This window comes from Pseudomonas sp. MIACH (genome assembly GCF_001269925.1).
Classification (GTDB): domain Bacteria; phylum Pseudomonadota; class Gammaproteobacteria; order Pseudomonadales; family Pseudomonadaceae; genus Aquipseudomonas.
Genome location: NZ_LHVO01000037.1, coordinates 54,199 through 79,245 on the forward strand (window position 1 = coordinate 54,199; position 25,047 = coordinate 79,245).

The window sequence follows — 25,047 nt, forward strand, 5'->3', positions numbered from 1 at the left end:
ACCGACCTGTTGTGGCGAGCGGACTTGTCCTAATACCGTTTTGTAGGAGCGAGCTTGCTCGCTCCTTACTACGCCTGGCGCCAACCCACCGACAAGATTTCGTTGATCCTGCGCTATGTGAAGTCGCTGAACGATATCATCCTGCATATCGAAACACTGGAAGTCGGCCAGGCCTGGCCCGAAGGCTCGCCGGTCAAGCGCTTGATCTACCGTGCGCAATTGCAACCGTTCAAGGGCTACCGGCCGCAGCTGTATTACGTCATCTCGACCAACTTCACTCGCGCACGAGCGGTCGACCTGAACGAATCACTGCGGCGCGTACTGACCATCAGTTGATTGATGAGGTTGTGCCAGATCAGCGCTGGGTCTTGTGATCCAGGGCCGCATAGAAATTGGCGCTTTGTTGCAGGTATTTCTGGGTGTAGGCACTGGTGCTGGATTTTTTGCCGGTGACGTCCACGCTGGCGGCAGCAGGCAAAGCCACGGTGGCGGAAACGGCGGAGGCGGCGATGATGGAGAAGAGATTCAAATTCATGTCGGTAACCCTTGTGTGCGTTTGGTTGGGTGGCCGGGGAAGGCCTTGGAACCCAACTTACGCCCGAGGGTTGAACCTTAGAAATGCTTTGAAACAGTAGCCGCTATTAATACAATTAATACAACGAGTCAGGCCCCGCACGGCGGGGCCTGTGGCTTATTGACGCACCAGGAACTTGAGGTCGCTGGGGGCATCAATCGCCAGTTTCTGCACGGTTTTACCCAGCAGGCCGGTCTTCGGGTCGCGTTCAACCACCACGATTTCATTGCTTTTCTGGTTGGCGATCAGCAGGAACCTGCCGCTCGGATCCAGGCTGAACTCCCGTGGGTGGTCGCCTTCCACCGACCGCCGCTGCAACTCCTTGAGGTGCGCGGTGGCCGGATCGATGCTGAACACCAGCAGTTGGTTGGCGGTGCCGCGATTGCTCACATACAGGAACTTGCCATCGCTGGATGCGTGCAGCGCGGCGCCGGCCTTGTCGGATACCGGTTGCCCGGCGGCGAACTCCACGAGTTGGGTTTGCGTGAGCTTGCCATCGGTGTAATCGAATACAGCGACATGGGCGCTCATCTCAGTGGTTGCCCAGGCATGTTTGCCATCGGCGCTGAACAGCAGATGACGCGGGCCGCTGCCCGGCGGCAATTGCACAAAGGCCGGATCGGCGGGCGTCAGCGGCAGCTCGTGGTTGGCCTTGGGGTCGTAGCGGTAGGCAAAGATCTTGTCTGCCCCCAGGTCCTGCACAAACACGTACTTGCCATCCGGCGACGACACCACCGAATGCACATGGTTGGAGGCCTGGCGCTCAGGGTTTACACGGCTCGCCGGGTGCCCGCTCAACTGCACCGGTGCCGACAGCTTGCCCTCGGCATCCACCGGCAGGATGGCCAGGCTGCCGCCCGGATCCTGCAGCACCGAATAGTTGGCAACGAACAGGTAACGCCCATCAGCCGCCACACTGGAGTGAGTCGGCTCGTTGCCCAGGCTCTGTACCTGGTTGATCAGGGTGAGCTGATGGTTCTGCGGATCGATGCTGTAGCTGCTCACGCGGCCAACCGGGTCTTTCTGGCCCGGGCCGTTTTCGTTGACCACGAACAAGTGCTTCTGGTCCTTGGACACGGTCAGCCACGACGGGTTGGCCGCCTTCGCCGCCAGCACCGACTGGCCCTGGAAATGGCCGGTACGGCTGTCAAACTGCAGGCGGTAGATCCCTTGGCTGGTGCCGGCGGTGTAGCTGCCCACCAGCAGTTCGTAGGTGTCGGCCGGCGCGGCCTGTACCGACATCGCGCCGACACTGCCGGCCATCAGCAATGGCCAGAATTTACGCATCATCATGCTCGTCTTCCTCGTCGTTATTGTTGCCGGTGAAGGCGGCCATGCACACCAGGCGGTGCTCGCCCGAATCACCGGTGAGGGTCCAACTTTGCAACGCGTCATCAAAGGTGGCGGCCTGCACTTGCGCCAGGCTGAAAGACCAACGTTTCTCAACGCGGCCGTCCATGGAGATGATCGACAGTTTTTGATCGTCGAGGGTGAAATCAAAGGCATGCAGGCCGTCGATTTCGAGCATGTCGCTGGCGTGAAGTTCAGTAAGCAGGGAGGCGGCAGTCATCAGGATCATTCATCACGGGAAAAAACGTTGATGATAGGCCAATCCATGGCCGGCGTCGTGTCGCGTTAACGGGCTACCGCACCCGGCCAACCACGGCTTGCCATTCTGAGGGCTGACCCTCCACAGAATGGATTCGCTGATGCCGGACACTTTATCCGCCCCCCTGCTGCTCCCCCATCGCAGCAACACCCAGGCCATGGCGGTGGCCCAACAGTTTGCCGGGCGCCCTACGTTGCGCCAGGTGCTCGAACGCCAATTGCATGAACGCCTGCTGGAACAATTCCCGTCGCTGGTGCTGGACATCTCCACCGTCAAGCTGGCGATCCCCAACCAGCGGCGCGGCTGGGACCTGCGGCGGCTGACCGATGTGGTCCTCGACTACCTGGGCAACGGCACGCCGTTGAACCTCACCGAGGCGATCGACGAGCGCCGCTGCTTCCTCTCCCAGCGCCCACCGGCGCGCTTGACCTATGACACCGACGGTCCTCGCGAACCGGACATGGCGATTATCGAACAGTTGATTACGGACCTGCCCGCTACCCTGCCCGTCGGCTTTCAAGACGCCCTGAACACGTATTGGAACGGCGCCGGCGACACCGGTGCCAGCCGCTGGCAATGGCTCGGCGACCTGCTGGCCGACAACCTCAACAGCAGCGCCAGCCTGCTGCCGGCTGGACCCGCCCAGGACATGCTGTACGCCGTGAGCCGGCAACCGGATCGTCGCGAACGCCAGACCGTGCGCGCCTACTGCCTGGAAGGTTGTGTGATCCACCAGGGCCGCACCACACGCCTGCTGAGCACCGACCTGCTGTTGGTGCAAGCCAACCAGGTGCTGCTGTGCCAGGCCTCGGGCAATGTGGAAGGCTTTGCCTCACTGGACGCGTTCAATCAGGCCTGGGGCCAACGCCTGGCTGGCGGGTTGCTGGCCGACAAGATCCTGGTCAAGCACTACGAGCCTGACGGCAACGTGTTCGACATCCAGGCCGCTCTGCTGCTTAACCAGCAACTGGACGACCTCGACGCCATCCATCTGCCTGCCGCTGACGGTGTACGCGCCCTGGAGCAACGTTTCGCCGACGCCACCGACCCGGTACCGATGTTCGTCGACGCGCCGGCCCCCGACCCGACGCACCAGGAACGCATTCGCACAGCGCTGCCTGACTGGCTGCAAACGGCCAGCGCCGACCAGCGCTTTGCCTATCGCCAGGCGCTGGTGGACCAGGCGCGGGTGCAGCGACAAACCGGCGGCGCGTCGTTTGCAGACGGCATCGAGAGCCTGCAGGACTTCACCCTGCGCAGCTTGCGCGAACAGATGCGCCGCGATCATCCCGAGTCCAGCGTGGAACCCGGCAATCTGCAACTGACCTTTCATGTGCCAGTGGGCGATCTGCACGGCGGCTACCTGGCGCCGGTGAGCATGAGCCTCAGCGAATTGGCGATCAATAACCTCGCCGCCGCGCCACAGGGGCGCCTGACCCTGCACGACACCTCGGGCGCAGCCCTGCCCGCCTGGCTCAACGAAGACTATGTGCTAGGGGAGAAAGGCCTGTTAAGTAGCACACCGGGGCTGATTCGCCAGGTGGACATTGGCCGCCACTACCCGCAAACGATCCGCGAACTGCTGCTGGGCGACAGCCCCGAGATACGCGAACGCGAAACGCTGTTTGGCGAGCAACTGGAGGTGCAACTGCCACGCCAGGCCCTGGAACACACGATGCGCCGGGAACACGGTTTCACCTTCGAGGGGTATCGCTACGTCAAGGCCGTGCTGCAGCGCAGCGCACCCGGGCGGGTGGTGGATGGCCAGGACATCGTCATCCGTCCGCTGGCCTTCGCCCGGGCTCCCGGTGCGCTGCCGGACATCGTCGCCCATATGTTTATCATTGAGCCCCGTGCCTCGGGCAGCGGCCCGCACCTGCTCTATCGGCCGTTGTACCAGGACGCGTTGCGGCAGTTCGCCAGCCGCCAGGCGCTGTTCGACGCCATTGCCGAGCCAGGCGCCCTGCAGGACAGTGTGCTGGCCTGGCTGACGGACAAGGCGCGGCCGATCTACAGCCATGGTGGCTTTCATAGCCCGCATATCCTGCGCTTCGGCCAGGGCGACGACACCGTACAGTGGCCCGCACCGCCGCCCGCGCAGTTGGCGCAGGACCCCAATGGCGGCGAAGTGCCGGGCTCCCTCGCACAATCACTGGCGTCCGGCAACCTGACGCAATACCTGTACGGCAGCAATGCCCGGGCCCTGGTGGACCTGGCCGACCGCGACTCGGTATCGAATGCCGAAAGCCGCTGGGCGGTGCTGCTGGAAGGCGGCTGGTTGCTGTTCAACGCGCTGTTGATGCCGCTGTTGCGCGGCCCGGCGATGGCCGCGGGCTGGATCCTGCAACTGGCCGTCAGCCTCAAGCACGACATCACCGGCCTGCAAAATGATGACGCGGCCGCCCGTGAACTGGCCTGGGTCGATGTGCTGTTGAATATCGGCTTATTGGTGTTGCACGTGGCCTCTCCTACCGAGATCGCCCCGCGCATCCCCGCCGTGAGGATACGCACTGAACCCTCGCTGCCGACGTTGATAGAGCAAGGCCCGGTGGGCCTGCCGTCGGAGCCGGTGGCCGGGGACAACACGCAGGTGGACTTCGTACATTCCAACGCCCGCGATGCCTCACGCCGACGCCTGCTGGATGCCCTGCGCGAACTCCACGTGGCCTGGCCGGTGCCCGCGCCTTCGCCGGTGCAAGTTGGCCCGCACCGTGGTTTGTATGCGATCGGCCAGCGCTGGCATGCCTCCGTGGCCGGCTTGCTGTTCCAAGTGAAGATCGATGCAGAAACGGATGCCTTGTTTATCGTGCATCCGCAAAAACCTCTGCATCCAGGCTTTGAGCTCAAGACTGATGGCCAGGGCCACTGGTCACTGGAGCTGGGTTTGAAACTGCGCGGTGGCGGGCCCAAGAACCGGCTCAAGGCCAAACTGGCACAGATTGAACAACAACGCGCCCAGGCACGGGAGAACGCCCACCGCATTGAAGGCCTGATCGCGGCGGTCAGCGGCGAGCAACTGAGCTTTATCGACGGAATATTCCCCGCCAAGACCCTGCTTGAAACCCTCGACCAGCAACTGCTGCTCACCCACACAGCGCTGCGGGCGTCGCCGGACAACCCAGTGCTTATGCAGGCGCACGCCGCCACCGCGCGCTCCAGGGCCCAGGCCAAGGTGAGTTTCCAGGTGCTGCTGGAGCGCTTCGAACGCACCGCCGGCCCCCAACAGCAACAGCGCCGCGACCTGCTGGAGGCCTACCGGCAAATCAAGGTGGCAGACGGCAAGTTCGACTATGAAGCCAATGCGCTGGAGCAATACACAAGCATGCTGGCCAGTGACGAGTTACGCATTGCCTTCCGGGATGCCTTGCACCGAAGCACTTTCGTCTCTGACCAGGGTGAATCCCTCAGCGAGCTGGCCGGCAGGCCGGGCGACGCCCAGGCCATACGGTATGTCTATGACCTGGTGCAAACCAACTTTGCCGCCAGTGAGCGGCATTTAGAGGCGGTGATCGACATCGAAAACCTCCTCGAAACACTCGCCGGCGACCTCAAGAGCGGGCCGGCAGAGCGTTTGAAGTACCTCGGCGCAGAGCCCCACCGGCGCTTCTACAACAGCGTGAGCGGGACGCTGGAAAGCCTGGATCTGCTGTCACTGTTGAGCATCGACCTGGCATTCGAACCGACCACCGCAGAAGAGCTGCATTTCTTCCAGAACCAACGACTGCTGCACACCATCGAGTCCTCAAGGGTGGACACCCACCTTGAACTACTGAGCACCGAGGGCTTCACCGCCGCCGAACGCAAGGCGGTGCTGCTCAATCTGATTGACCATTACAGCCGGCGCCTGCAGATCTACCGCGCGCTGACGGACATCAATTCCCCGTTGGTCATGCCACGTTACATGCCGCTGCTGATCGAACGCCTCGAGACCGTACGCAGCGCGGCCGAGGCTGACTTGGCCGAGGTGCTGCGCGAGGATGAGTTCCTGCCGCCGCAAACCGGTGCACTCAAGCGCCTGAAAATCGCCGCGCCGGGCAAGCGGGTGTTCAAGTCCCGGGACAAGGGTGCACTGGTCGGCGAGCTGCAAGCGCCTGACGCAGACACGCCCTTCACCACCATCATCACTCGCAACCCGATCACTCAGCAGCCCAGTGGCCGCTTCATCGAACACCCAGGAGAAGGGTGGGTCGAGATCGTTGAGGCCAAGCCCAGCCACCCGGTAGCCCCCGCCCCGGCCCGTTCCCTGGCCAGCTTACGCACCCAGGCCCAGCAGTTACTAGACGACGTCGGCTCGATCGAGAGTTCCATCAAGTTCCAGAAAAGCAAACTCAAGGACCCACTGCGCCGCGACGACCTCAACCCCCACGACTGGGACGACATGCTCCAGTATCAGGCCCAGCGCATCGAGTCGATTGCCGATGAGATCCACCGACAGCACCAAGAGCCACAGACGGTGGAGCGCCTGCGCCAACGTGCCGGCGAGCTGCGCAACCAAGGTCGGCAACACTGTATCGAAGGGCTCAAGGCACAGCGGCCCCGCCAGGAAAATATCGACTACCTGCGCACCCACGCCGCCGTGGATATCGGCCTGGTCCACGGCCCGCAACGCACCGCCGCCGGCGACTATGTGAGCGAGTTTGCGGTGCGCGAGAAAAACGCGCTCACGGTGCTGTGGTACGCACATTTTCACTACGCGCGTGTCGGCGCACCGGCGGCTGAGTACACCAAGGCTCACCTCAAACGCCCCGAACACCGCTTTATCACCCTCAAGGATTTACTCGCCCAGGCCGGGCCCGACAGCCGCACCATCGCGCGCAACCTGTACAACCCGATCACCGCGCCGCTGGACCAGCGCCTGTTCCTGAGCCTGCAGCCCGCCTAGAACCTGCCATGAATGGCACTGAATTGCCAAAAGGATGTTTATGCAATCCCATGACTCTATTGCGCACGCCGTCAGCGCGCGCTTTGCTGATCGCCCCCTGCTGGAAAGCGTGATTCGCCAGCAACTCGCCACCGCCATCAGCGCCAGCTACCCCAGCCTGACGTTGGACCTGAGCCGCACGCGTCTGGCGAGGCCGCAACGCCGCAGTTGGTTGCTGCAACCGTTTATGCCGGTGGTCCACGACGCCCTGGCCAGCGGCACGCCGCTGGACTTCAGCGATGTCGGCAACCTGGCCTGGTACCTCTCCGACGAGCCACCCAAGCGCTTGAAACTCCCGGGCTTGACCCAGGAAAAACTCGATATGCAGGTCATCGCCAAGCTGGTGGGCGAAATCCCCCAGACCTTGCCCATCGCACTGCAAAACGCCCTGGCCGCCTATTGGGATGCTGGCCACTGGCGCTGGCTGGCCGATGTATTGAAGGACACCTTGCGCGCCGCCGCCCTGAGCCAGGCCGACCTGGATCAAACGGCCCGCGAGACCCTCGACCAGTTATTGACCACTCCTGAGCGCGAGCCCCGCCTCGCTCGCCATCGCGAAGGTGCGGTGTTCGCCTACGGGCTCGAGGCCACCCTCAAGCGCGAGGCGCACAGTGTCAGCCTGCTGGGTCCGCAACTGGTGCTGGCCCGCGCGCTCAACGGCAAGGTGTCGGTGTTGCTGTGCAGCCCGCAGACGGGTATCGAGGTATTCGCCAACATGGATGCACTGATCCAGACCGTGGGCCAACGCCTGGGCCATCAGTACCAGGTCGACGATATCGTGCTGCAACGCTATGAACCCGACGGCGATCTTTTCGAGCACCAGGCCTCGTTGATCCTCAACCGCCAGCTCGAAGACCTCGGCAACCTGAGCCTGCCAACCGGCCAGCCCTTCAGGGTGTGGCAGGCGTTGTATAACGAGATCACCGACCCTGGGCGGTTTTTCCGTGACGCCCCGGCCACCCCGATCCTGGCGACCTTGCGCACCCATTTGCCGGCCTGGCTGCAAGGTGCCAGTGCCGACGACCAGGCCGCTTATCGCCGCTACACCCTGGCGCTGGCCGCAGCGAAACAGCGTGCTGCGGGCCGCACCGTGTTCAGCGGTATCGACGACCTCCACACCTACACCGTCAACGCGCTGTTGCAAGCCCTGCAAGGGGATGCAGTGACGTTTGAAAAGCTCGTGCCGACTGCGCCTTCCGTTGCGGCCCTGCATCCCGACGACCTGCTGCTGACCTTTTCCGTGACAGCCGGCTACCCAGGAACCGTCGGGATCACTCGCAACGAACGCATGAGCCTGACCCAACTCGCCATCGACAATCTGTCCAGCCGCCCCAGCGGCAGCGTAACCCTCGCCCACCGGCATGGCCTGCCGTTGCCGGCATGGCTGACCACAGAGTACCTGATGGGTGCCGGCGGCCTGGTGGAGCGGGTGGACATTGGTCAGCAGTACCCACGCCTGCTGGAAGCCCAACTGCTGGGCGACAATCGCGAGGCGCGCGAGCGTGAAGTGCTGTTCGCCGCACAGCAGGCCGTGCAATTGCCGTTGCTGGCCCTGGAACTGAGCCTGAAACAGCAAGGCGGTCTGAGCCCTCAGGGCGCGCGCCTGGTCGCGGCGGTGATGGAGCGTGATATCGCCGACCAACAGGTCGACCGGCAGCCGGTGGTGATCCGCCACCTCGCCCTGCTGCAGATGCCTGGCGCCCAACCGGACGTGGCCAGCGCCATGTACCTGATCGAAGCCCAAGACCCCCGCATCGGTCCCCATGTGCTGTACCGACCGTTGTATGCCGAAGCCCTTCAGGAATTTGCCAGCCGCGGCGCGTTGTTCGAGGCCATCGCCGAACCGGGGCCGCTGCAGAACAGCGTCTTGACCTGGCTGAGCGACCCGGCCCGGCCGATTTACGCCAACGGCGGGTTCCGTGAGCCCCACTATGTGCGTTTCGGCCAGGGCGATGAGTTTGCGCCCCTGGGCAAACCAACGCCGGCGACGCTGTCCGCCGATGGCATCAACGACGAACTGCATCAATGCCTGGTGACCGGGCGACTGATGGCGTACTTGTTCAGTGACCATGCGCGAGCCTTGGTGGAGCAAGCCAACCGTGAGTCGGTGTCCAACAGCGAGAGCCGCTGGCAAGTGTTGCGCGAAGGCAGCAGCCTGTTGTTCGGTAACCTGCTGCTGCCCCTGCTGCGCGGCCCGGCCATGCTCACCGGCTGGCTGTTGGGGTTGATGGCCAGCCTGGGCCAGGATATTCCGGCGCTGGCCGCCGAAGACCCGCATGCCCGGGAGCTGGCGACCGTCGACCTGCTGCTCAACCTCGGACTGCTGTTACTGGAGGCCGTGCCGGTGGTGATCCCAACGCCCGCGCCGCTGGCAACGGGGCTCAAGCAGCAGGCGATGCCCTCGGCTTTGCGCCCGTGGATCGCCGAGCAATGGCCGCAACCGCCCGCGCCGAGCATTCGTGAAGGTGCAGTCCTGCTGCCCGAAGCACTGGCGCAGAAAGACAACACCGTGCTGGATTTCAGCTTTGCCCAGGCACGCCAGCGTCTGACCCCGACCCAACGCACCCGTCTCGCCACCTTCAAGGCCCCGCGCCCGGCACTCCTGCCCCAGCCGGTATTGAACGGACCGCGACGCGGCCTCTACCTCATCGAGAACACATGGCACGCGCTGGCAAACGGCGAGTGGCTGCAGGTCTCGCTGGAGCCTGAGGGCGACATCCGAGTGGTGATGCCGAGCGATGCACGTGTGAATGGCCCTTACCTGCGCAGCGATGCCCAAGGCATGTGGTCGGTGGACACGCGCCTGCACCTGCGCGGGGGCTTGCCACCCAAGCGGATTGCTGCCGAACGTCAACGGCGGGCGCAGCGCATCCGCGAGCTGCAGGACAGTTATGAACGGTTCATCCAGGGCCAGGTGGCGCGGCAAACCCGCATCGAAGTGATCCTCGGGGTCATGACCCGCGCTGCTGACGACCCGCGTTTCAGCGAGGCGCAACTGGCTGACAGCCGCCGGCGCTTCGACACCGCCCTGCAAGAGCAGACCGAGGAATACCAACAGCAACTGGACAACCTGAAAGAACGCAACGAGTTGGACATCGCCCTGCCGCCGCAGTCCGTCGCGAGCCTGTTGGAAAATATGGTCAACAACGCGCGCAAGCATGTGGTGGTGGCCGAGAAAGACCGGGGCGCGCTGTACCGAACCCACGCTCATTTCACGTCCAAAGCCCCACGCCTGGCCGAAGCCATTCTTGGCGACTTCCCCGCTTACCAGCAGTTTATCCGCAGCATGATTGCTATCAATGAACGCTCGATCCGTTGGCTTGAGGTGCGTGATCGCTACCTGGACCAACTGTTCAAACTGGGAACCGCCGGCAGCGACCATTACCGCCGCCTGACCTGGGAACGCCCGCAGGAAATCAGCGCCCTGGCGGTCAAGGACCTGCTGATGCGCAACTATGAGCTGATGACCCACAAGCACCCGGGTCACGCCTTGGTGAGCGTGATGATCGATATCCTTGAGCCGCTGCAGGAGCACTTGCGCACCCACAGTGACCTGAACGAGCTGGAGCTGACGGCCGAGGAACGCATCAGCGTGTTGGAAAGCCTGGTGGAGCACTACGGCCGGGGCCTGGACGCTCTGGAGGGGGTTGGCATCGTGAATGCCGATGAGCTGGACGGCGAGTATTTCGCCAAGCTGGTCAAGCTGGTGGATGGGTTGTACCAGCAAGCGGCCCAGCAGTTGGCCAGTGAAATCAAGCCCGTCGCCCAAACCGCCCAGCGCCCAAGCCGGCGCCCTCCGGTGGTCGCCGGAAAACCGCCGAAAAAGGTCATTCGCACGGCGAAAAAGGGCACCTTTATCGGCGAGGTCAAACCCGTAGGCACACTGGAAACCGTCGAGCTTCGTTCAGAGGTCACCGGCGAGGTGTTAAGCACGTATTCACAACGAGGCGAGCAATGGATCGAGTTCAAAGACGCGACCCCACCGCTTTCGCCCTTGACGCCGCGCAGTTTGAGCCTGGTCAAGGGTGAGGCGCGCAAGCTGCTGGGCATGCTGGAGAAACACCTGCTGCGCGGCGAGCAGTACAAGAAAGTGTCCCGGCACCCGCAGGAAGTCCAGGAGGTGCTGCAGTCTGAATCGGTGCGCTACGACAAGCTGGCCACCGAACTGCACCTGGCAATCCAGGCCCAACCCGCCGAAGCCCGCACGCCGGCTGACCTGGCCCTGGAAAATGACATGCGCCAGGCGGCAGTGCGCCTGAGTGAACGCGGCCAGGCGCTGCGCATTCAACTAAGCCTGGAACTGCCACCGACCCACGGCAACCTGGAATACCTGATCGAGCAGAAGCGCGCAAACATGGCGTTGCTCGGAGAGCGCATTCAACTGAGCGGCGAGCGCCGGGATTTTGTCCAGGAGTATGCGGTCAACGACTCGGGTGGCTATCCATTGTGGTACGCCCACTTCCACTACCCGGCCGCCGATACGCCCAAGGAAAACTACACCGCTGCCCACCTGAAAACCCTTGAGCAACGCCGGGTCAGTTACTACTCGCAACTGGCCCGTGCACAAAGCCCGCAGGCGGTGGTAGATGTGCATCGCGGCTTGCTCGGCAAGGCGCTGGCCGAGCGCTGGTTCCTGCCGCTGGCCCGCTGAAAAACGAGTCAAGGCTTTTTGTAGGAGCGAGCTTGCTCGCGAAGCACTCAGGGCCACCGCGTTTATGGAGCATGAACGCGTTGCCTGGGCGTTTTTCGCGAGCGAGCTCGCTCCTACATGACTGGCGCTTTAGTGGGCAAACAACGAGTTGCCCTTCTGCCCCGCCAGCTTCTCGGGCTTGATCAGGAAATGCGCGAGTGCCGGCAGCAGCCACAGTGCACCGAACATGTTCCACAGCAGCATGAAGGTCAGCATCAGGCCCATGTCGGCCTGGAACTTGATGGCCGAGAAGATCCAGGTGCACACGCCGATCGCCAGGCACAGCCCGGTGAACAGCACGGCTTTACCGGTGGACTTGAGCGTCTGGTAATAGGCTTCCTGCAACGGCAAACCCGCGCGCAGGAAGCTTTCCAGGCGGCTGTAGATGTAGATGCCGTAGTCCACGCCAATCCCCACGCCCAGGGCCACCACCGGCAGGGTCGCGACCTTGACGCCGATGCCCATGAACGCCATCAGCGCATTGCCCAACACCGAGGTCAACACCAGCGGTAGCACGATGCACAGGGTTGCCGCCCAGGAGCGGAAGGTGATCATGCACATGGTCGCCACGCACAGGTACACCAGGATCAGGATGATCAGCTCCGATTCCTTGATCACCTCGTTGGTGGCCGCTTCGATCCCGGCATTACCCGCAGCGAGGATGAATTCCAGGCCGTCCTTGTTGTTCTCCTTGGCGAAGTCCTGCACCGCATGCACCGCGCGGTCTAGGGTTTCGGCCTTGTGGTCGTTGAGGAACACCAGCACCGGCGCCAGCGAGCAATTGTTGTTGTACAGGCCATCGGCACGGGCGATGGAGTTGTTCAGCACATCAGGGTTACGCGACAGGGTCTCCCACTTCAGGTTGCCCTCGTTCATGCCCTTGATCATCTGCTTGGACACAGTCACCAGCGAGATCGCCGACTGCACGCCCTCGGTGTTCTGCATCTTCCACATCAACTGGTCGATGGGCGCCATGGCTTCATAGCGCGAGCAGCCTTCGGCCTTGGTCTTGACCATCACCACCAGCACGTCGGAGCTGGTGGAGTAGTTGCTGATGATGAAGTTGTTGTCCTTGTTGTAGCGCGAGTCGGGGCGCAATTCCGGCGCGCCCTGGTCGAGGTCGCCGATCTTCAGGTTCTGGCTGTACCAGAGGCCACCGCCAAACGCCACCAACGCGAGCAGGACCGAGACCGGCGCGACTTTGGGGCTGGCGAATTTCGACAGCAGGCGCCAGAACGGATGTTCGCGGTGCGCGTCCTTTTTGCTCCGGGCGATGGCCCGCTTGCTGATACCCGCATAGGAAATCGCCACCGGCAGCAGGATCAGGTTGGTGAACACGATCACCGCCACGCCGATGGACGCGCCGATGGCCAGTTCGCGGATCACGCCGATATCGATGATCAGCAGCGTGATAAAGCCCACGGCGTCCGCGAGGATCGCGATCATCCCCGGCAGGAACAGTTGCCGGAAGGTACGCCGCGCGGCGGTCAGCGCGTTGTCCGCCTCGCTGGATTGCAGGGCGATACCGTTGATCTTCTGCACGCCGTGGGAAATCCCGATGGCGAAAATCAGAAACGGCACCAGCATCGAATACGGGTCCAGCCCGAAGCCGAAGAAGTGCATCAGGCCGAGTTGCCAGACCACCGCCACCAGCGTGGTGCTCAACACCGCAATGGTGCTGCGCAGGCAGTTGGTGAACCACAGCAATAGAACCAGGGTGATGATGAATGCAACACCGAAGAACAGCACCACCATCACCAGACCGTCGATCAGGTCGCCGACCTTCTTGGCGAAGCCGACGATGTGGATCTTGACGTTGGGGTTCTGGGCTTCGAACTTGTCGCGGATCTTGTCTTCGAGTTCATGGGAAAACTTGCGGTAATCCAGGGCCAGCAACTTGCCTTGGTCCTGCGGGTCCGGGTAGGACTCCAGCAGCGGGATATCGACGATGCTCGATTTGAAATCGTTGGCCACCAGACGCCCGACCTGGCCGGACTTAAGCACGTTGTTGCGCAGTTGATCGAGGCTTTGCGCCGAGCCGTTGTAGCTCTGCGGGATCACTTCACCGCCGGCGAAGCCTTCTTCGGTGACTTCGGTCCAGCGTACGCTGGGGCTCCACAGCGACTTGAGGCCCGAACGATCGACGCCCGAGATGTAGAACACCTCGTCGTTGATCTGGCGCAGGGTCTCCATGTACTCCTTCGTGAAGATGTCACCGTCCTTGGCCTCCACTGAGATGCGCACCGTGTTGCCCAGGTTGGCCAGGTCGTTGCGGTGTTCCATCATCTTTTCGATGAAGGGGTGCTTGAGCGGGATCATCTTTTCAAAGCTGGTGGACGGGCGAATCAACGTCGCCTGCCAGAACAGGAAAATACTGACCAGCAGGCAGATCACGATGACTGCCGGGCGGTTGTTGAAGATCAGGCGCTCAAGAAAGGTCGCTTTATCGTTGTGATGACTGCTCATGCTTTCCCCGCCTTCTTATTGTTTTGTCGGTTCGGCGCCAGTGGCTGTAGCGACGCGAACACCACCCTGCCCGACCAGAATCAAGTTGCCATTGCCTGCCGCCGTGACGGCCGATAACGAAATGCGGTCCGGGCGGTTGAACACGCTGAAGGTCTGGCCGTCGTCATGGCTGACCACCACGCTGCCACCGTTACCGACGACCACGATGGCGCCGTCCTCCAGCAACGTCGCCCCCGACAGGCCGAACTCCAGGGCGCCGCGTGCGGCATTCAGTTCGACCTGTTCCCAGGTGCTGCCGAAATCCGTAGAACGGTAGAGATTGCCGCGCAAGCCGTAGGCCAGCAGGGTCTGCGCTTGTGCGGTGCTGATGACGCCAAACAGCGACCCCTCGTAGGGGCCTTCGAGTTTTTCCCAGGTCTGGCCGTCGTCGCTGGAGCGGAACATGCTGCCCTGCTCGCCGACGATAAACAGGCCGGCATCCTTGACCTGGGCGATGGCGTTGAGGTGGAACTGGTCTTCGTTGTCGAGGCGGTCGCTGACGTCTTCCCAGGTCTTGCCGCCGTCGGTGGTTTCGATCAGCGCACCGTAGGCGCCGACGGCCAGGCCGTGGCTGGCGTCCTTGAACCAGATGTCGAGCAGCGGGGCTTCGCGCTTGAGGTCCTGGTATTGCTGGGTCCAGGTAGCGCCGCCGTCGGAACTGGCGAGGATTTGTGCATCATGGCCGACCGCCCAGCCCTGCTTGTCATCGACGAAATACACCGCCGTGAGCAGTTGCCGGGTGGGGACCTTGGCTTGGGTCCAGGTACTGCCCTGGTCATCGGAATAGAGGATGTGCCCGCGATCACCGACCGCCACCAGGCGCTTGCCGGCATGAACCACATCGATCATCAGGCCTTTGGCGGCCTTGGGGGATTCAATCGCAAAAGGGGTATCGCTGGCGGCCTGGACGACGGTCGGCAACGCGACAGCCCCAAACAGCGAGAGCGCTGCGGCCAGCAACGCAACCTTGCGTGCGGCGCGTGGGCGGCAAACAACCCAACCCATGACAGGCTCACTCATAGACCTTTCTCCCATTTATTATTGTTAGGTCGTCTCGCCTTCCCGGGCCCTGAAACCTGCAATCTAGAGCGCCTGGAGGAAGCAGGGGCCATCCTATCGGGCTTTCGAATCGTCTGACAATCGGTGCTACGTTATCTTTTGTTAACTGGCGGCGTTTAGCCATGCCTGAATAGGAGGACATTAGCCAGACTGATTAATGAATTTTTATTCCATATCTTGAATTATGCGAATTTTTATTCCATTAATAGCCTCCCTGAAAACAATAATCCAAAGGACCACGGCTATGCGTGAACTCGGAATCGGCTTGATCGGCACAGGCTTCATGGGCCGCGCCCATGCCCTGGCGTTCAACAACGCCCGGGCGGTTTTTGAACTGCCGGTACACCTCAAGCTGGCCGCCCTGGCCGATGCCGACACCGAACGCGCCCAGCGCTGCGCCACGGCCTGGGGATTTGCCCAAGCCCACGGCGACTGGCAGGCGCTGATCAACGACCCGTCGGTGGACGTCGTGGCCATCACCACCCCCAACCACCTGCACTACCCCATGGCGATGGCGGCGATTGCGGCGGGCAAGGCGGTGTATTGCGAAAAACCCCTGGCGGTCAGCCTCGAACAGGCCGACGCGATGCGCCGCGCCGCCAGTGCGGCCGGGGTGGTGACACGGGTGGGCTACAACTATCAACACAACCCGATGATCGGGCTGGCGCGGCAACTGATTGCCAAGGGCGAGCTCGGCGAAATCATCAGCTTCCAGGGCGAGTTCAGCGAAGACTTCATGGCTGACCCGGCGTCACCGTGGTCGTGGCGCTGTGAAGTGGAGCATGCCGGTGGCGCCCTGGCGGACCTGGGCAGCCACTTGCTGTCGATGGCGCGTTACCTGGTGGGCGACGTGACCAGCGTGTGTGCCGACACCCAGACCGTCCACGCCCAACGCCCGACCGTCAAAGGCAGCGCCGAGCAGAAAGCCATCGCCGTGGACGACCAGGTACACGCCCTGCTGCGCTTCGCCAACGGCGCGCGCGGCACGGTGAGCAGCAGTTGGCTCAAGCACGGTTACAAGAACCACCTGAGTTTCGAGATCAGCGGCACGAAGGGCACGTTGGCGTTCGATCAGGAACGCTTGAATGAACTGCGCCTGTGCCGTGTCGGCCAGGACGGTTTCCAGCGTTTGCTGGCCGGCCCTGCCCTGCCCGGCTACGCGGCCTTCAGCCCGGCGGCGGGGCATCAGCTGGGGTACAACGAGCTGAAGACCCTGGAAGTGCAGGAGTTGATCATGGCCGTGACGGGGCAAGGCGCGGATGGCACGGACTTTGAAGCCGCGTGGGAAGTGGAGCGGTTGGCGACAGCGATTCGTGTGGCTGCCCGTGAAGAACGCTGGGTCAACGTGAACTCGCTCTGAAGCACAATGCAAAACCCTTGTGGGAGGGGCAAGCCCTAACGCCAATCAGTTAAGGAGGAACATCGTAACTGTGGCGAGCGGGCTTGCCCCGCGTTGGGCTGCGAAGCAGCCCCAAAACACAACCCCGGGGCTGTCTGGCATACAGCAGCGTTCTTACTTGGGGCTGCTCCGCAGCCCAACGCGGGACAAGCCCGCTCGCCACAGGGAGATTTGTCAGGGTCTGAAAAGTTGTGTGGATACCCAAGGCCATCGGGAGCAAGCCCCCTCCCACATTTAGATCGCCTACACACATTTAAATCAGCGCAAGGCTCGGCGCAGTACCTTGCCCACCGTGGTCTTGGGCAACTCGGTAGTGCGAAACTCCACATACCTGGGCACCTTGTACCCCGTCAGGTATTCCCGGCAGTGCTCAAGAATCTGCTCCTGGGTCAGGTTCGGATCCTTGCGCACCACGATGATCTTGACCTTCTCCCCCGTCACCCCGTCTTCCACCCCGATGGCCGCCACTTCGCCGACGCCGGGGTGCAGCGCCACCACATCTTCGATTTCATTGGGGTACACGTTGAAGCCCGAGACCAGGATCATGTCTTTCTTGCGGTCCACCAGACGGATATAGCCACGTTCGTCCATCACGCCGATATCACCGGTGGACAGCCACCCCTCGGCATCCAGCACCTCGTCGGTTTCCTTCGGCCGTTGCCAGTACCCCTGCATCACCTGCGGGCCGCGCACTTGCAGTTCGCCCTGCTCGCCGATATCGGCCAGTTCGCCGTCTTCACGCATGAACCGCACCCAGGTCGACGGTAAAGGAACGCCGATGCTGCCGGTGAATTCCATCTCGCGCATGCGCGCAATGTTGATCGGGCTGATGCTCACCACCGGCGAGCATTCGGTCAGGCCGTAGCCTTCGATGATCGGCAGCCCGGTGACTTCCTTCCAGCGCTTGGCCACCGCCGTGTGCGTGGCCATGCCGCCGGCAATCACCATGCGCAGGTCGGAGAAGTCCCGCGCACAGAACTCCTTGTTCTCCAGTAGGCCGTTGAACAGCGTATTGACCCCGGCGATGCCATTGAAGCGTTCCTTGCGCAGGATCATCTGCACCCGTTTCACATCCCGGGGGTTGGCGATGAGGATGTTGCGCCCGCCCAGGCACATGAACATCAGGCAATTCACCGTCAGCGAAAAGATGTGGTACAGCGGCAGCAGGGTGACATTGGTTTCCTGCTTGTCCTGGTCCAATTGGTCGCCGACCCAGGCCTTGGCCTGCAGCAGGTTGGCGATGATGTTGCGATGACTGAGCATCACGCCCTTGGCGTCCCCCGTGGTGCCGCCCGTGTATTGCAGGAAGGCCAGGTCATCGAGGTGCATGTCCACCGGGAAGTGGTTGAGCGCGCGGCCCTGTTTCAACACCTGGTTGAACCGCACCGAACCAGCCAGATTGAAATCCGGCACCTGTTTTTGCACGCGGCGCAGGATGAAGTTCATCGCCGCGCCCTTGAAGGTGCCGAGCAAGTCGCCGATGGCGGCCACCACCACGCGCTTGACGCTGCTGCCGGCAATGACTTTTTCCAGGGTGTGGGCGAAGTTTTCGAAGATCACCACGGTTTCCGCGCCGCTGTCCTTGAGCAGGTGCTTGAGCTCGTGGGAGGTGTACAACGGGTTGACGTTGACCACCACCGCGCCGGCCAGGATGGTGCCGAGCAAGCAGATCGGGTACTGCAAGCAGTTGGGCATCATCAGCGCCACGCGGTCGCCCTTCTTCACCCCTTGGCCTTGCAGCCAGGCGGCAAACGCAATGCCCTGCACCTGCCAGTCGGCGTAGGTCATTTCGGTGCCGATGCTGACGTAGGCGACCCGCTCGCGAAACTTCTCCAGGTGCTCCAGGAACACCTCGCGCAGCGACGGGTAATCCTCGATAGCGGCATCGATGTCCGCCGGGACGCCGGGCAGGTAAGCGTTCAACCAGACCCGTTCGGTGTGTTCCAGGCTGATAGCGTTCATGGCAGTCTCCTTATTGTTGTTTTTGATAGCGCTACTTTTCGACGATGGCGGTAATGCCCAGCCCGCCCGCCGCGCAGATGGATATCAGGCCGCGACCGCCGCCACGCTCATGAATGGCCTTGGCCAGCGCCGCCAATTGCCGGCCACCGGTGGCGGCAAACGGGTGACCGCAGCCGAGGGAGCCACCGTTGACGTTCATTTTGGCGCGGTCGATGGCCCCCAGTGGCGCGTCCAGGCCGAGGCGCTCGCGACAGTAATCGGCGTCTTCCCAGGCCTTGAGCGTGCACAGCACCTGGGCGGCAAACGCTTCGTGGATCTCGAAGAAATCGAAGTCGGCGAAGCTCAGCCCTTCACGCTTGAGCATGCGCGGTACCGCATAGGCCGGGGCCATCAGCAGGCCTTCGCTGCCGTCGACAAAATTCACCGCCGCCGTCTCGCCCGTGCGCAGGTAGGCCAACACCGGCCAGCCATTGGCGGCCGCCCACTCTTCGCTGGCCAACAGCACCACCGAGGCGCCATCTGTCAGTGGCGTGGAGTTGCCCGCCGTCAGGGTGCCGTTCTGGCGATCGTAGGCCGGGGACAGCCCGGCGAGTTTCTCCAGGCTGGCGTCGGCGCGCAGGTTGTTGTCCCGCGCCAGGCCGCGATGGGGGCTGATCAGGTCGTCGAAGAAACCGCGCTTATACGCGGCGTCCAGGCGCTGGTGGCTGGTGAGGGTCAGCTCATCCTGGGCCAGGCGCTTGATCTGCCAGCGCTGGGCCATTGCTTCGCAATGCTCGCCCATGGACAGGCCGGTGCGCGGCTCGCCATTGCGCGGCAACAGCGGCTTGAACAACATCGACGGACGCACCTTCAGCAGCGCCTTCAACTTATCGCCCATGCCCTTGGCGCGGTTGGCCGCGAGCAAGGTGTGGCGCAGGGATTCATTGATGCCGATGGGCGCGTCGGAGGTGGTGTCGGCGCCACCGGCGATGCCCACCTCGATCTGGCCGAGGGCGATTTTATTCGCCACCAGCAAGGCTGCTTCCAGGCCGGTACCGCAGGCTTGCTGCACATCGTAGGCCGGGGTCTGCGGTGACAAGGTGGTCGACAGCAGTGACTCACGCGCCAGGTTGAAATCCCGCGAATGCTTGATCACCGCGCCGGCGGCAAACTCGCCCAGGCGCTGGCCGTGCAGGTTGTAACGGTCGACCAGGCCTTGCAGCGCCGCTACCAGCAGGTCCTGGTTGCTGTCGTGGGCGTACACCGTGTTGGAACGGGCAAACGGGATGCGGTTGCCGCCGATGATCGCCACGCGGCGGGTCGGGGCCGGATTGAAGCTGTAGTCACTCATGTAGGGCTCTCATTCCAGACAAATAGCCCGCGCATATGCGGTTTGTCGCCGGCGAAATTGCGCACTTCGAATTCGCGGCGCGGGCCGCTCACGGGGTGTTGCCACAGGGCGACCTGACCGGGCAAAAAGATCGGTAGCTTGAAGTCGCAGTGGGCTTCGGCCTGATCCAGGCCAGCGGGCGGTTGTTGAGCGGCCAATGCGCGGCCGAGGGTCCACATGCCATGGGCAATGGCGCGGCGAAAGCCGAAGAGCCTGGCGCCGATCAGCGAGGTGTGAATCGGGTTGAAATCCCCCGAGACCTTGGCGAAGCGCCGACCCAGATCGGCCGGCAACACCCAGCGCTGGGTGCGCAACAGGCCCTCCTCCTGCAACGCCAGCGCGTCTTCCCAAGGCTCGCCGACCGGATTTTTCACCTCGCGGCGCAGGTACAGGCTGTCGCTTTCCCACACCAGGGTGCCGTTGCTGTAGGCGCGGGTGGCGATGCTCAGCGCCTGGCCCTTGGCGTGGGCCACCCAGCGTTCGCAAAAGACTTCCAGGCGCAACGCCTGGCCTTCATGCAGGCGCTGGTGCTGCCGGATGCGGTTGGCCAGGTGCACCATGCCGCTGGCCGGGTACGGAAAACTCGGACGGGTCAGCAGCATCAGGTGCAGCGGGAACGCCAGCACATGGGGGTAAGACAGCGGCACACCCTGCTCGCGGCGAAACCCACAGGCACGGCCATAGGCGGCGATGCCGCTGGCGGACAATTCCACCGCCGAGCGCACCAGGCGCTCCTTGGGCAACGGCGGTGCGCCGTCGAGCTTGGGTTTGCGCAGGCCACGCACGCCGTCCAGCAGCAGGCGCGTGCGCGAAGGCGGTGGGTCGATAATCTGCGTCACGTAGTCCATGGCTCAGGCTCCCAGCAGGCTTTGGCCGCACACGCGCACGACCTGGCCGTTGACCCCGCCCGACGCCGGGTGCGCCAGCCAGGCAATGGTCTCGGCCACATCGATCGGCTGACCGCCCTGGGACATCGAGTTCATGCGCCGCCCCGCTTCGCGAATCATCAGCGGGATCTTTGCGGTCATCTGGGTCTCGATAAACCCCGGCGCCACCGCATTCACCGTGACCTGTGCCGCCGCCGCACGCGGCGCCAGGCCTTGCACCAGGCCAATCACGCCGGCCTTGGAGGTGGCGTAGTTGCTTTGCCCGAGATTGCCGGCAATACCGGAGATCGACGACACACACACGATGCGACCTCCAGGATTCAAACCCTGGTTGTCCAGCAAGGCATTGCTCAGGTTCAACGGCGCTTCAAGGTTGACCGCCAACACGCTGCGCCAGGCCGCTTCAGTCATCTTGGCGATGGTCTTGTCGCGGGTGATCCCGGCGTTGTGCACCACCACGTCGAAGGCGCCGTATTGGCTGACGTGGGCTTGAAGCTGTGCAGCGGCATCCGCCGCCGTGATGTCCAATGGCAGCGCCGAACCGTCCACACTGGCGGCCGCCTGTTGCAGCGATTCCTGGGCCTGGGGCACATCCACGCAAACCACGTGGGCGCCATCGCGGGCCAGTACCTGGGCAATCGCCAGGCCGATGCCACGGGAAGCCCCGGTCACCAGCGCGCGTCGGCCGGCAAAGGGTTTATCCCAGTTGACGCTGGGGTGGCCGTCCACCGGTTTTTCCAGGCGTACCACCTGCCCGGAGACGTAGGCCGAGCGGCGCGACAGGAAGAAACGCAGGCTGCTGTCCAACGCCGCTTCGGCACCCGGCGCGACGTAGATCAACTGCACGGTGATCGCGCGGCGCAGCTCCTTGGCCAGCGAGCGCACCAGCCCTTCGAGGGCACGCTGGGCGATGGCCTGGGGCAGGTCCGCGCAGTGTTCGGGCGCCGTGCCCAACACCACCACCCGACCGTGCTGGCCGAGGCGTTTGACATTGGCGTGGAAGAACTCGTACAGCTCATCCAACTGTTTCAGGTCGACCACAGCGCTGGCATCGAATACCGCGCCTTGCACCTTGACCGTGGACGGCGCCTTGAGCGTCGCCGGGGTGGCAGTGACCGTGTCGGTAGCGCTGAACACCTGTTGCACCTGCGCAGCCAGGCGCCCTGCCCCGGCGACAATCACCGGGTTGGCCAGGCCAGGCTGGCCGCTGCGATGGCGCTGCAACGGCACGGGCTGAGGCAAGCCCACCGCCTGGGCCAGGCGACGGCCCCAGGGGGAATTGACGAACGATAGGTAGCTGTCACTCATAGATAGATCCACTCACAACACAAACTTGCCGTGTAAACCCGATCCATGTCGGAGGGGGCAAGCCCTACATGACTGGCATTGGACCCAGGCCCCTCCCACATTGAACGCGTTTGTCCTAGTTGACCGAGGCGTTTTCGCTTTGGCTGCTGCGCCGCTTGGCGACCGGCTCTAACGCCTGCTTGCGCTGCTGCAACGCCTCCAGCAAACCGAAGTCCTGCGGGAAGTCATCCACCTGGATAGCGTGGTCGGCGTATTCCACATAGCGTCCCAGCAAGGCGTCTTCGTCTTCGCTGATCAGGTCCAGCGCCCGCGCCTTGACGCGCCAAGCGGTGAAGGCCGTGGCGGAGATCGGCATCGGGTCGAGCAGGCCCTGCTTGATGGCTGGCTTGAGTCGGGCGTCGATCAGTTCTACCTGCGGCAACAGGCGGAAACCCAACTCGCCGTAGGCCAGCTTGTCGATTTCCGGGCGCGGAATGTAGGAGTTGGCCAGCAGACGGTCGCGGGTTTCGCCGGGGATCTGCACCACATCCGCCACCTGGGCCAGCAGGCGATCCGAGGGTTTGTGCAGGGGAATGCCGAACGGGAAACTCAAGCCACGCACCACAGCTGCTGCGGCTTTCGACGGGTAGTTATCCAGCACTTCGGCCAGGGCTTCATGGGCCCGCAGCAACGCATCCTGCGCCGCCCAATGCACCAGCGGCAGATCCGCCTGGGGCCGGCCGTCGTCCTCAAAGCGCTTGAGCACGCAAGACAGGATGTACAGCTGCGAGAGAATATCGCCCAAACGCCCGGTGATACTTTCCTTGCGCTTGAGGGCACCGCCCAGCACGCCCATGGAAATATCCGAGATCAGCGCCAGCACCACCGACAGACGATTGGCCTGGCGATAGTAGGTTGCCAGCGCGGGGTCGGTCTTGGCCGGTGCGGAAATCAGCCGCCCGCCGGTAAGAGAATGCACCGCCGCGCGTACGGTGTTGGCCAGCACAAAGCTCACATGACCGAACATCGCGCTGTCGAATTCCTCCAGCGCCTTGCGCCGATCCGGGTTGCGGGCGGCCTCCATTTCCCGGAACACATAGGGATGGCAGCGGATCAGGCCCTGGCCAAAGATGATCAGGCAGCGCGTCATGATGTTCGCGCCTTCCACCGTAATGGCGATGGGGCTTTGCTGGTAGGCGCGGGCCAGGAAGTTATTGGGGCCCATGCAGATGCCCTTGCCGGCAACAATGTCCATGCCGTCGTTGACGATCAGCCGCGCGCGTTCGGTGACGTGGTACTTGGCGATGGCCGAGATCACCGAGGGTTTCTCACCGGCATCCAGGGATGCCACCGAGACCTTGCGCACCGCATCGCAGGCATACAGGTGTCCGGCCATGCGTGCCAACGGCGCCTGCACGCCTTCGAATTTGCCGATGGGCAGGCCGAACTGTTTACGCATCGCCGCGTAGGCCGTGGTACCGCGCACCGCGACCTTGCCCAGGCCGACGTTGGCCGACGGCAGGGAAATCGCGCGGCCGGCAGCCAGGCATTCCATCAACATGCACCAGCCGTTGCCGACCTGCTCACGGCCGCCGATGACCCATTCCAGCGGGATGAACACATCCTTGCCGGTGGTCGGGCCGTTCTGGAACACCGCGTTGAGCGGCCAGTGGCGACGGCCGCTGTTCACGCCGGGATGGGAGGTCGGAATCAGGGCGCAGGTGATGCCCAGCGAACCTTTCGGCCCCAGCAAACCGTCCGGGTCTTCGGCGCGAAACGCCAGGCCGAGCACCGTGGCGATCGGCCCCAGGGTGATATAGCGCTTGTCCCAGGTCACACGGAACCCCAGTACTTCCTGGCCTTCATGGGTGCCTTTGCAGACGATGCCCAGATCGGGAATCGCCCCGGCATCGGAGCCCGCATACGGGCTGGTCAGGGCAAAGCACGGGATGTCTTCGCCCCGGGCCAAACGCGGAAGGTAGTAATTGCGCTGGGCGTCGGTGCCGTAGTGCAACAGCAACTCGGCCGGGCCCAGGGAGTTGGGGACCATCACCGAAATCGCCGCCGCCGAGCAGCGCGTCGAGAGCTTCATCACCACCTGGGAATGGGCATAGTGAGAGAAGCCTTTGCCGCCGTACTGCTTGGGAATGATCATGCCGAGAAAACCGGCATCCTTGGTGTACTGCCAGCCTTCGGGAGACATGTCCTGCCAGACCTGGGTGGTTTCCCAGTCGTTGGCGATGTCGCACAGGGTTTCCACTTCATTGTCGAGGAAGGCTTGTTCCTCGGCGCTGAGGCTCGCCGGGGCGGCTTGCAGGAGGCGCTGCCAGTTAGGTTTGCCGCTGAACAGCTCAGCGTCCCACCACACCGTGCCGGACTCGATGGCGGCGCGTTCCGTGTCGGACATCGCCGGCATGATCGTGCGAAACAGGCCGAGGGCCTTGCTGGTCAACAGCGTGCGGCGCAGCGGTTTGAAGGTCATCAGCAAAGCCGGTAACACCACCAGCACCGCCGCGACGGTGGCACCAAAAGCCGCCACTACGTTGAACAGGTAACCAATCGCCAACCAGACCAGGCCAGCGCCCAACCACAGGGTGGCGGCGGCTTGTCGATACGCCAGGGCAATCGCAGCTGCGAAACCCACCAATAACCAGATAACCATGGGGATACCTCTACTCGATTCAGGGCGTGGTTTACGTGCGGAAGGTCGGATTGACCTGCGGCGTAAAGCCACACTACAAACTTGGAACGCTAAATTCAAATTTTGTTTTGAAATTTTTATTTA

The 25,047-nt window shown here is 63.1% G+C and carries 14 protein-coding genes; 4 read left to right on the forward strand and 10 right to left on the reverse strand.

The annotated features are described in order from the left end of the window. Positions 1-54 precede the first annotated feature (54 nt). Positions 55-336, forward strand: a complete 282-nt coding sequence (locus AD670_RS15595; protein WP_053133954.1) for a hypothetical protein — start codon at positions 55-57, stop codon at positions 334-336. A 19-nt stretch (positions 337-355) separates the two neighbouring features. Here the strand turns inward: AD670_RS15595 and AD670_RS15600 are convergent, their stop codons facing one another. The 3 genes from AD670_RS15600 to AD670_RS15610 form a co-directional block, all read right to left on the reverse strand. Next, complete coding sequence (locus tag AD670_RS15600) at positions 356-535, reverse strand: hypothetical protein (protein ID WP_053133957.1); 180 nt, start codon at positions 533-535, stop codon at positions 356-358. A gap of 156 nt (positions 536-691) precedes the next feature. Beyond that, positions 692-1,867, reverse strand: a complete 1,176-nt coding sequence (locus tag AD670_RS15605; RefSeq protein WP_053133960.1) for a lactonase family protein — start codon at positions 1,865-1,867, stop codon at positions 692-694. Next, positions 1,854-2,144 carry a DUF5629 family protein gene (locus AD670_RS15610; RefSeq protein WP_053134006.1) on the reverse strand — a complete coding sequence of 97 codons (291 nt, stop codon included), beginning with the start codon at positions 2,142-2,144 and terminating at the stop codon, positions 1,854-1,856. The genes AD670_RS15605 and AD670_RS15610 overlap by 14 nt, the downstream gene beginning before the upstream one ends. A gap of 139 nt (positions 2,145-2,283) precedes the next feature. Between AD670_RS15610 and AD670_RS15615 the strand changes: the two genes are divergently transcribed. Beyond that, a complete protein-coding gene (locus AD670_RS15615) occupies positions 2,284-7,065 on the forward strand; it encodes a dermonecrotic toxin domain-containing protein (RefSeq protein WP_053133963.1) in 4,782 nt (1,593 codons plus the stop codon). A gap of 40 nt (positions 7,066-7,105) precedes the next feature. After that, the gene (locus AD670_RS15620; RefSeq protein WP_053133965.1) at positions 7,106-11,755 is read left to right on the forward strand and encodes a hypothetical protein; all 4,650 of its coding nucleotides are present in this window, start codon (positions 7,106-7,108) and stop codon (positions 11,753-11,755) included. Positions 11,756-11,884: 129 nt separating this feature from the next. Here the strand turns inward: AD670_RS15620 and AD670_RS15625 are convergent, their stop codons facing one another. Both AD670_RS15625 and AD670_RS15630 read right to left on the reverse strand, forming a co-directional pair. Next, on the reverse strand, positions 11,885-14,260 hold the full coding sequence (locus AD670_RS15625; protein WP_053133968.1) for an RND family transporter: 2,376 nt from the start codon (positions 14,258-14,260) through the stop codon (positions 11,885-11,887). 15 nt (positions 14,261-14,275) lie between these two features. Next, positions 14,276-15,304 carry a YCF48-related protein gene (locus AD670_RS15630; RefSeq protein ID WP_172681484.1) on the reverse strand — a complete coding sequence of 343 codons (1,029 nt, stop codon included), beginning with the start codon at positions 15,302-15,304 and terminating at the stop codon, positions 14,276-14,278. A 298-nt stretch (positions 15,305-15,602) separates the two neighbouring features. Between AD670_RS15630 and AD670_RS15635 the strand changes: the two genes are divergently transcribed. After that, positions 15,603-16,718 (forward strand): Gfo/Idh/MocA family protein, encoded by a 1,116-nt coding sequence (locus AD670_RS15635; protein WP_053133973.1) that lies wholly within the window; start codon positions 15,603-15,605, stop codon positions 16,716-16,718. A gap of 297 nt (positions 16,719-17,015) precedes the next feature. Here AD670_RS15635 and AD670_RS15640 read toward each other — a convergent pair whose 3' ends face one another. The 5 genes from AD670_RS15640 to AD670_RS15660 all read right to left on the reverse strand — a co-directional run bounded on the left by AD670_RS15640 (position 17,016) and on the right by AD670_RS15660 (position 24,924). Further along, positions 17,016-18,719: an AMP-binding protein gene (locus AD670_RS15640; protein WP_053133976.1), complete on the reverse strand. Its 1,704-nt coding sequence runs from the start codon at positions 18,717-18,719 to the stop codon at positions 17,016-17,018. Positions 18,720-18,750: 31 nt separating this feature from the next. Further along, entirely contained in the window at positions 18,751-20,049 is a 1,299-nt protein-coding gene (locus AD670_RS15645; RefSeq protein WP_053133979.1) for an acetyl-CoA C-acetyltransferase, read from the reverse strand. Further along, positions 20,046-20,936, reverse strand: a complete 891-nt coding sequence (locus AD670_RS15650) for a MaoC/PaaZ C-terminal domain-containing protein (protein ID WP_053133982.1) — start codon at positions 20,934-20,936, stop codon at positions 20,046-20,048. The genes AD670_RS15645 and AD670_RS15650 overlap by 4 nt, the downstream gene beginning before the upstream one ends. A 3-nt stretch (positions 20,937-20,939) precedes the next feature. After that, the gene (locus AD670_RS15655) at positions 20,940-22,283 is read right to left on the reverse strand and encodes a 3-oxoacyl-ACP reductase (RefSeq protein ID WP_053133985.1); all 1,344 of its coding nucleotides are present in this window, start codon (positions 22,281-22,283) and stop codon (positions 20,940-20,942) included. Between the two features lie 115 nt (positions 22,284-22,398). Beyond that, positions 22,399-24,924 carry an acyl-CoA dehydrogenase gene (locus AD670_RS15660; RefSeq protein ID WP_053133988.1) on the reverse strand — a complete coding sequence of 842 codons (2,526 nt, stop codon included), beginning with the start codon at positions 24,922-24,924 and terminating at the stop codon, positions 22,399-22,401. Positions 24,925-25,047 lie beyond the last annotated feature (123 nt).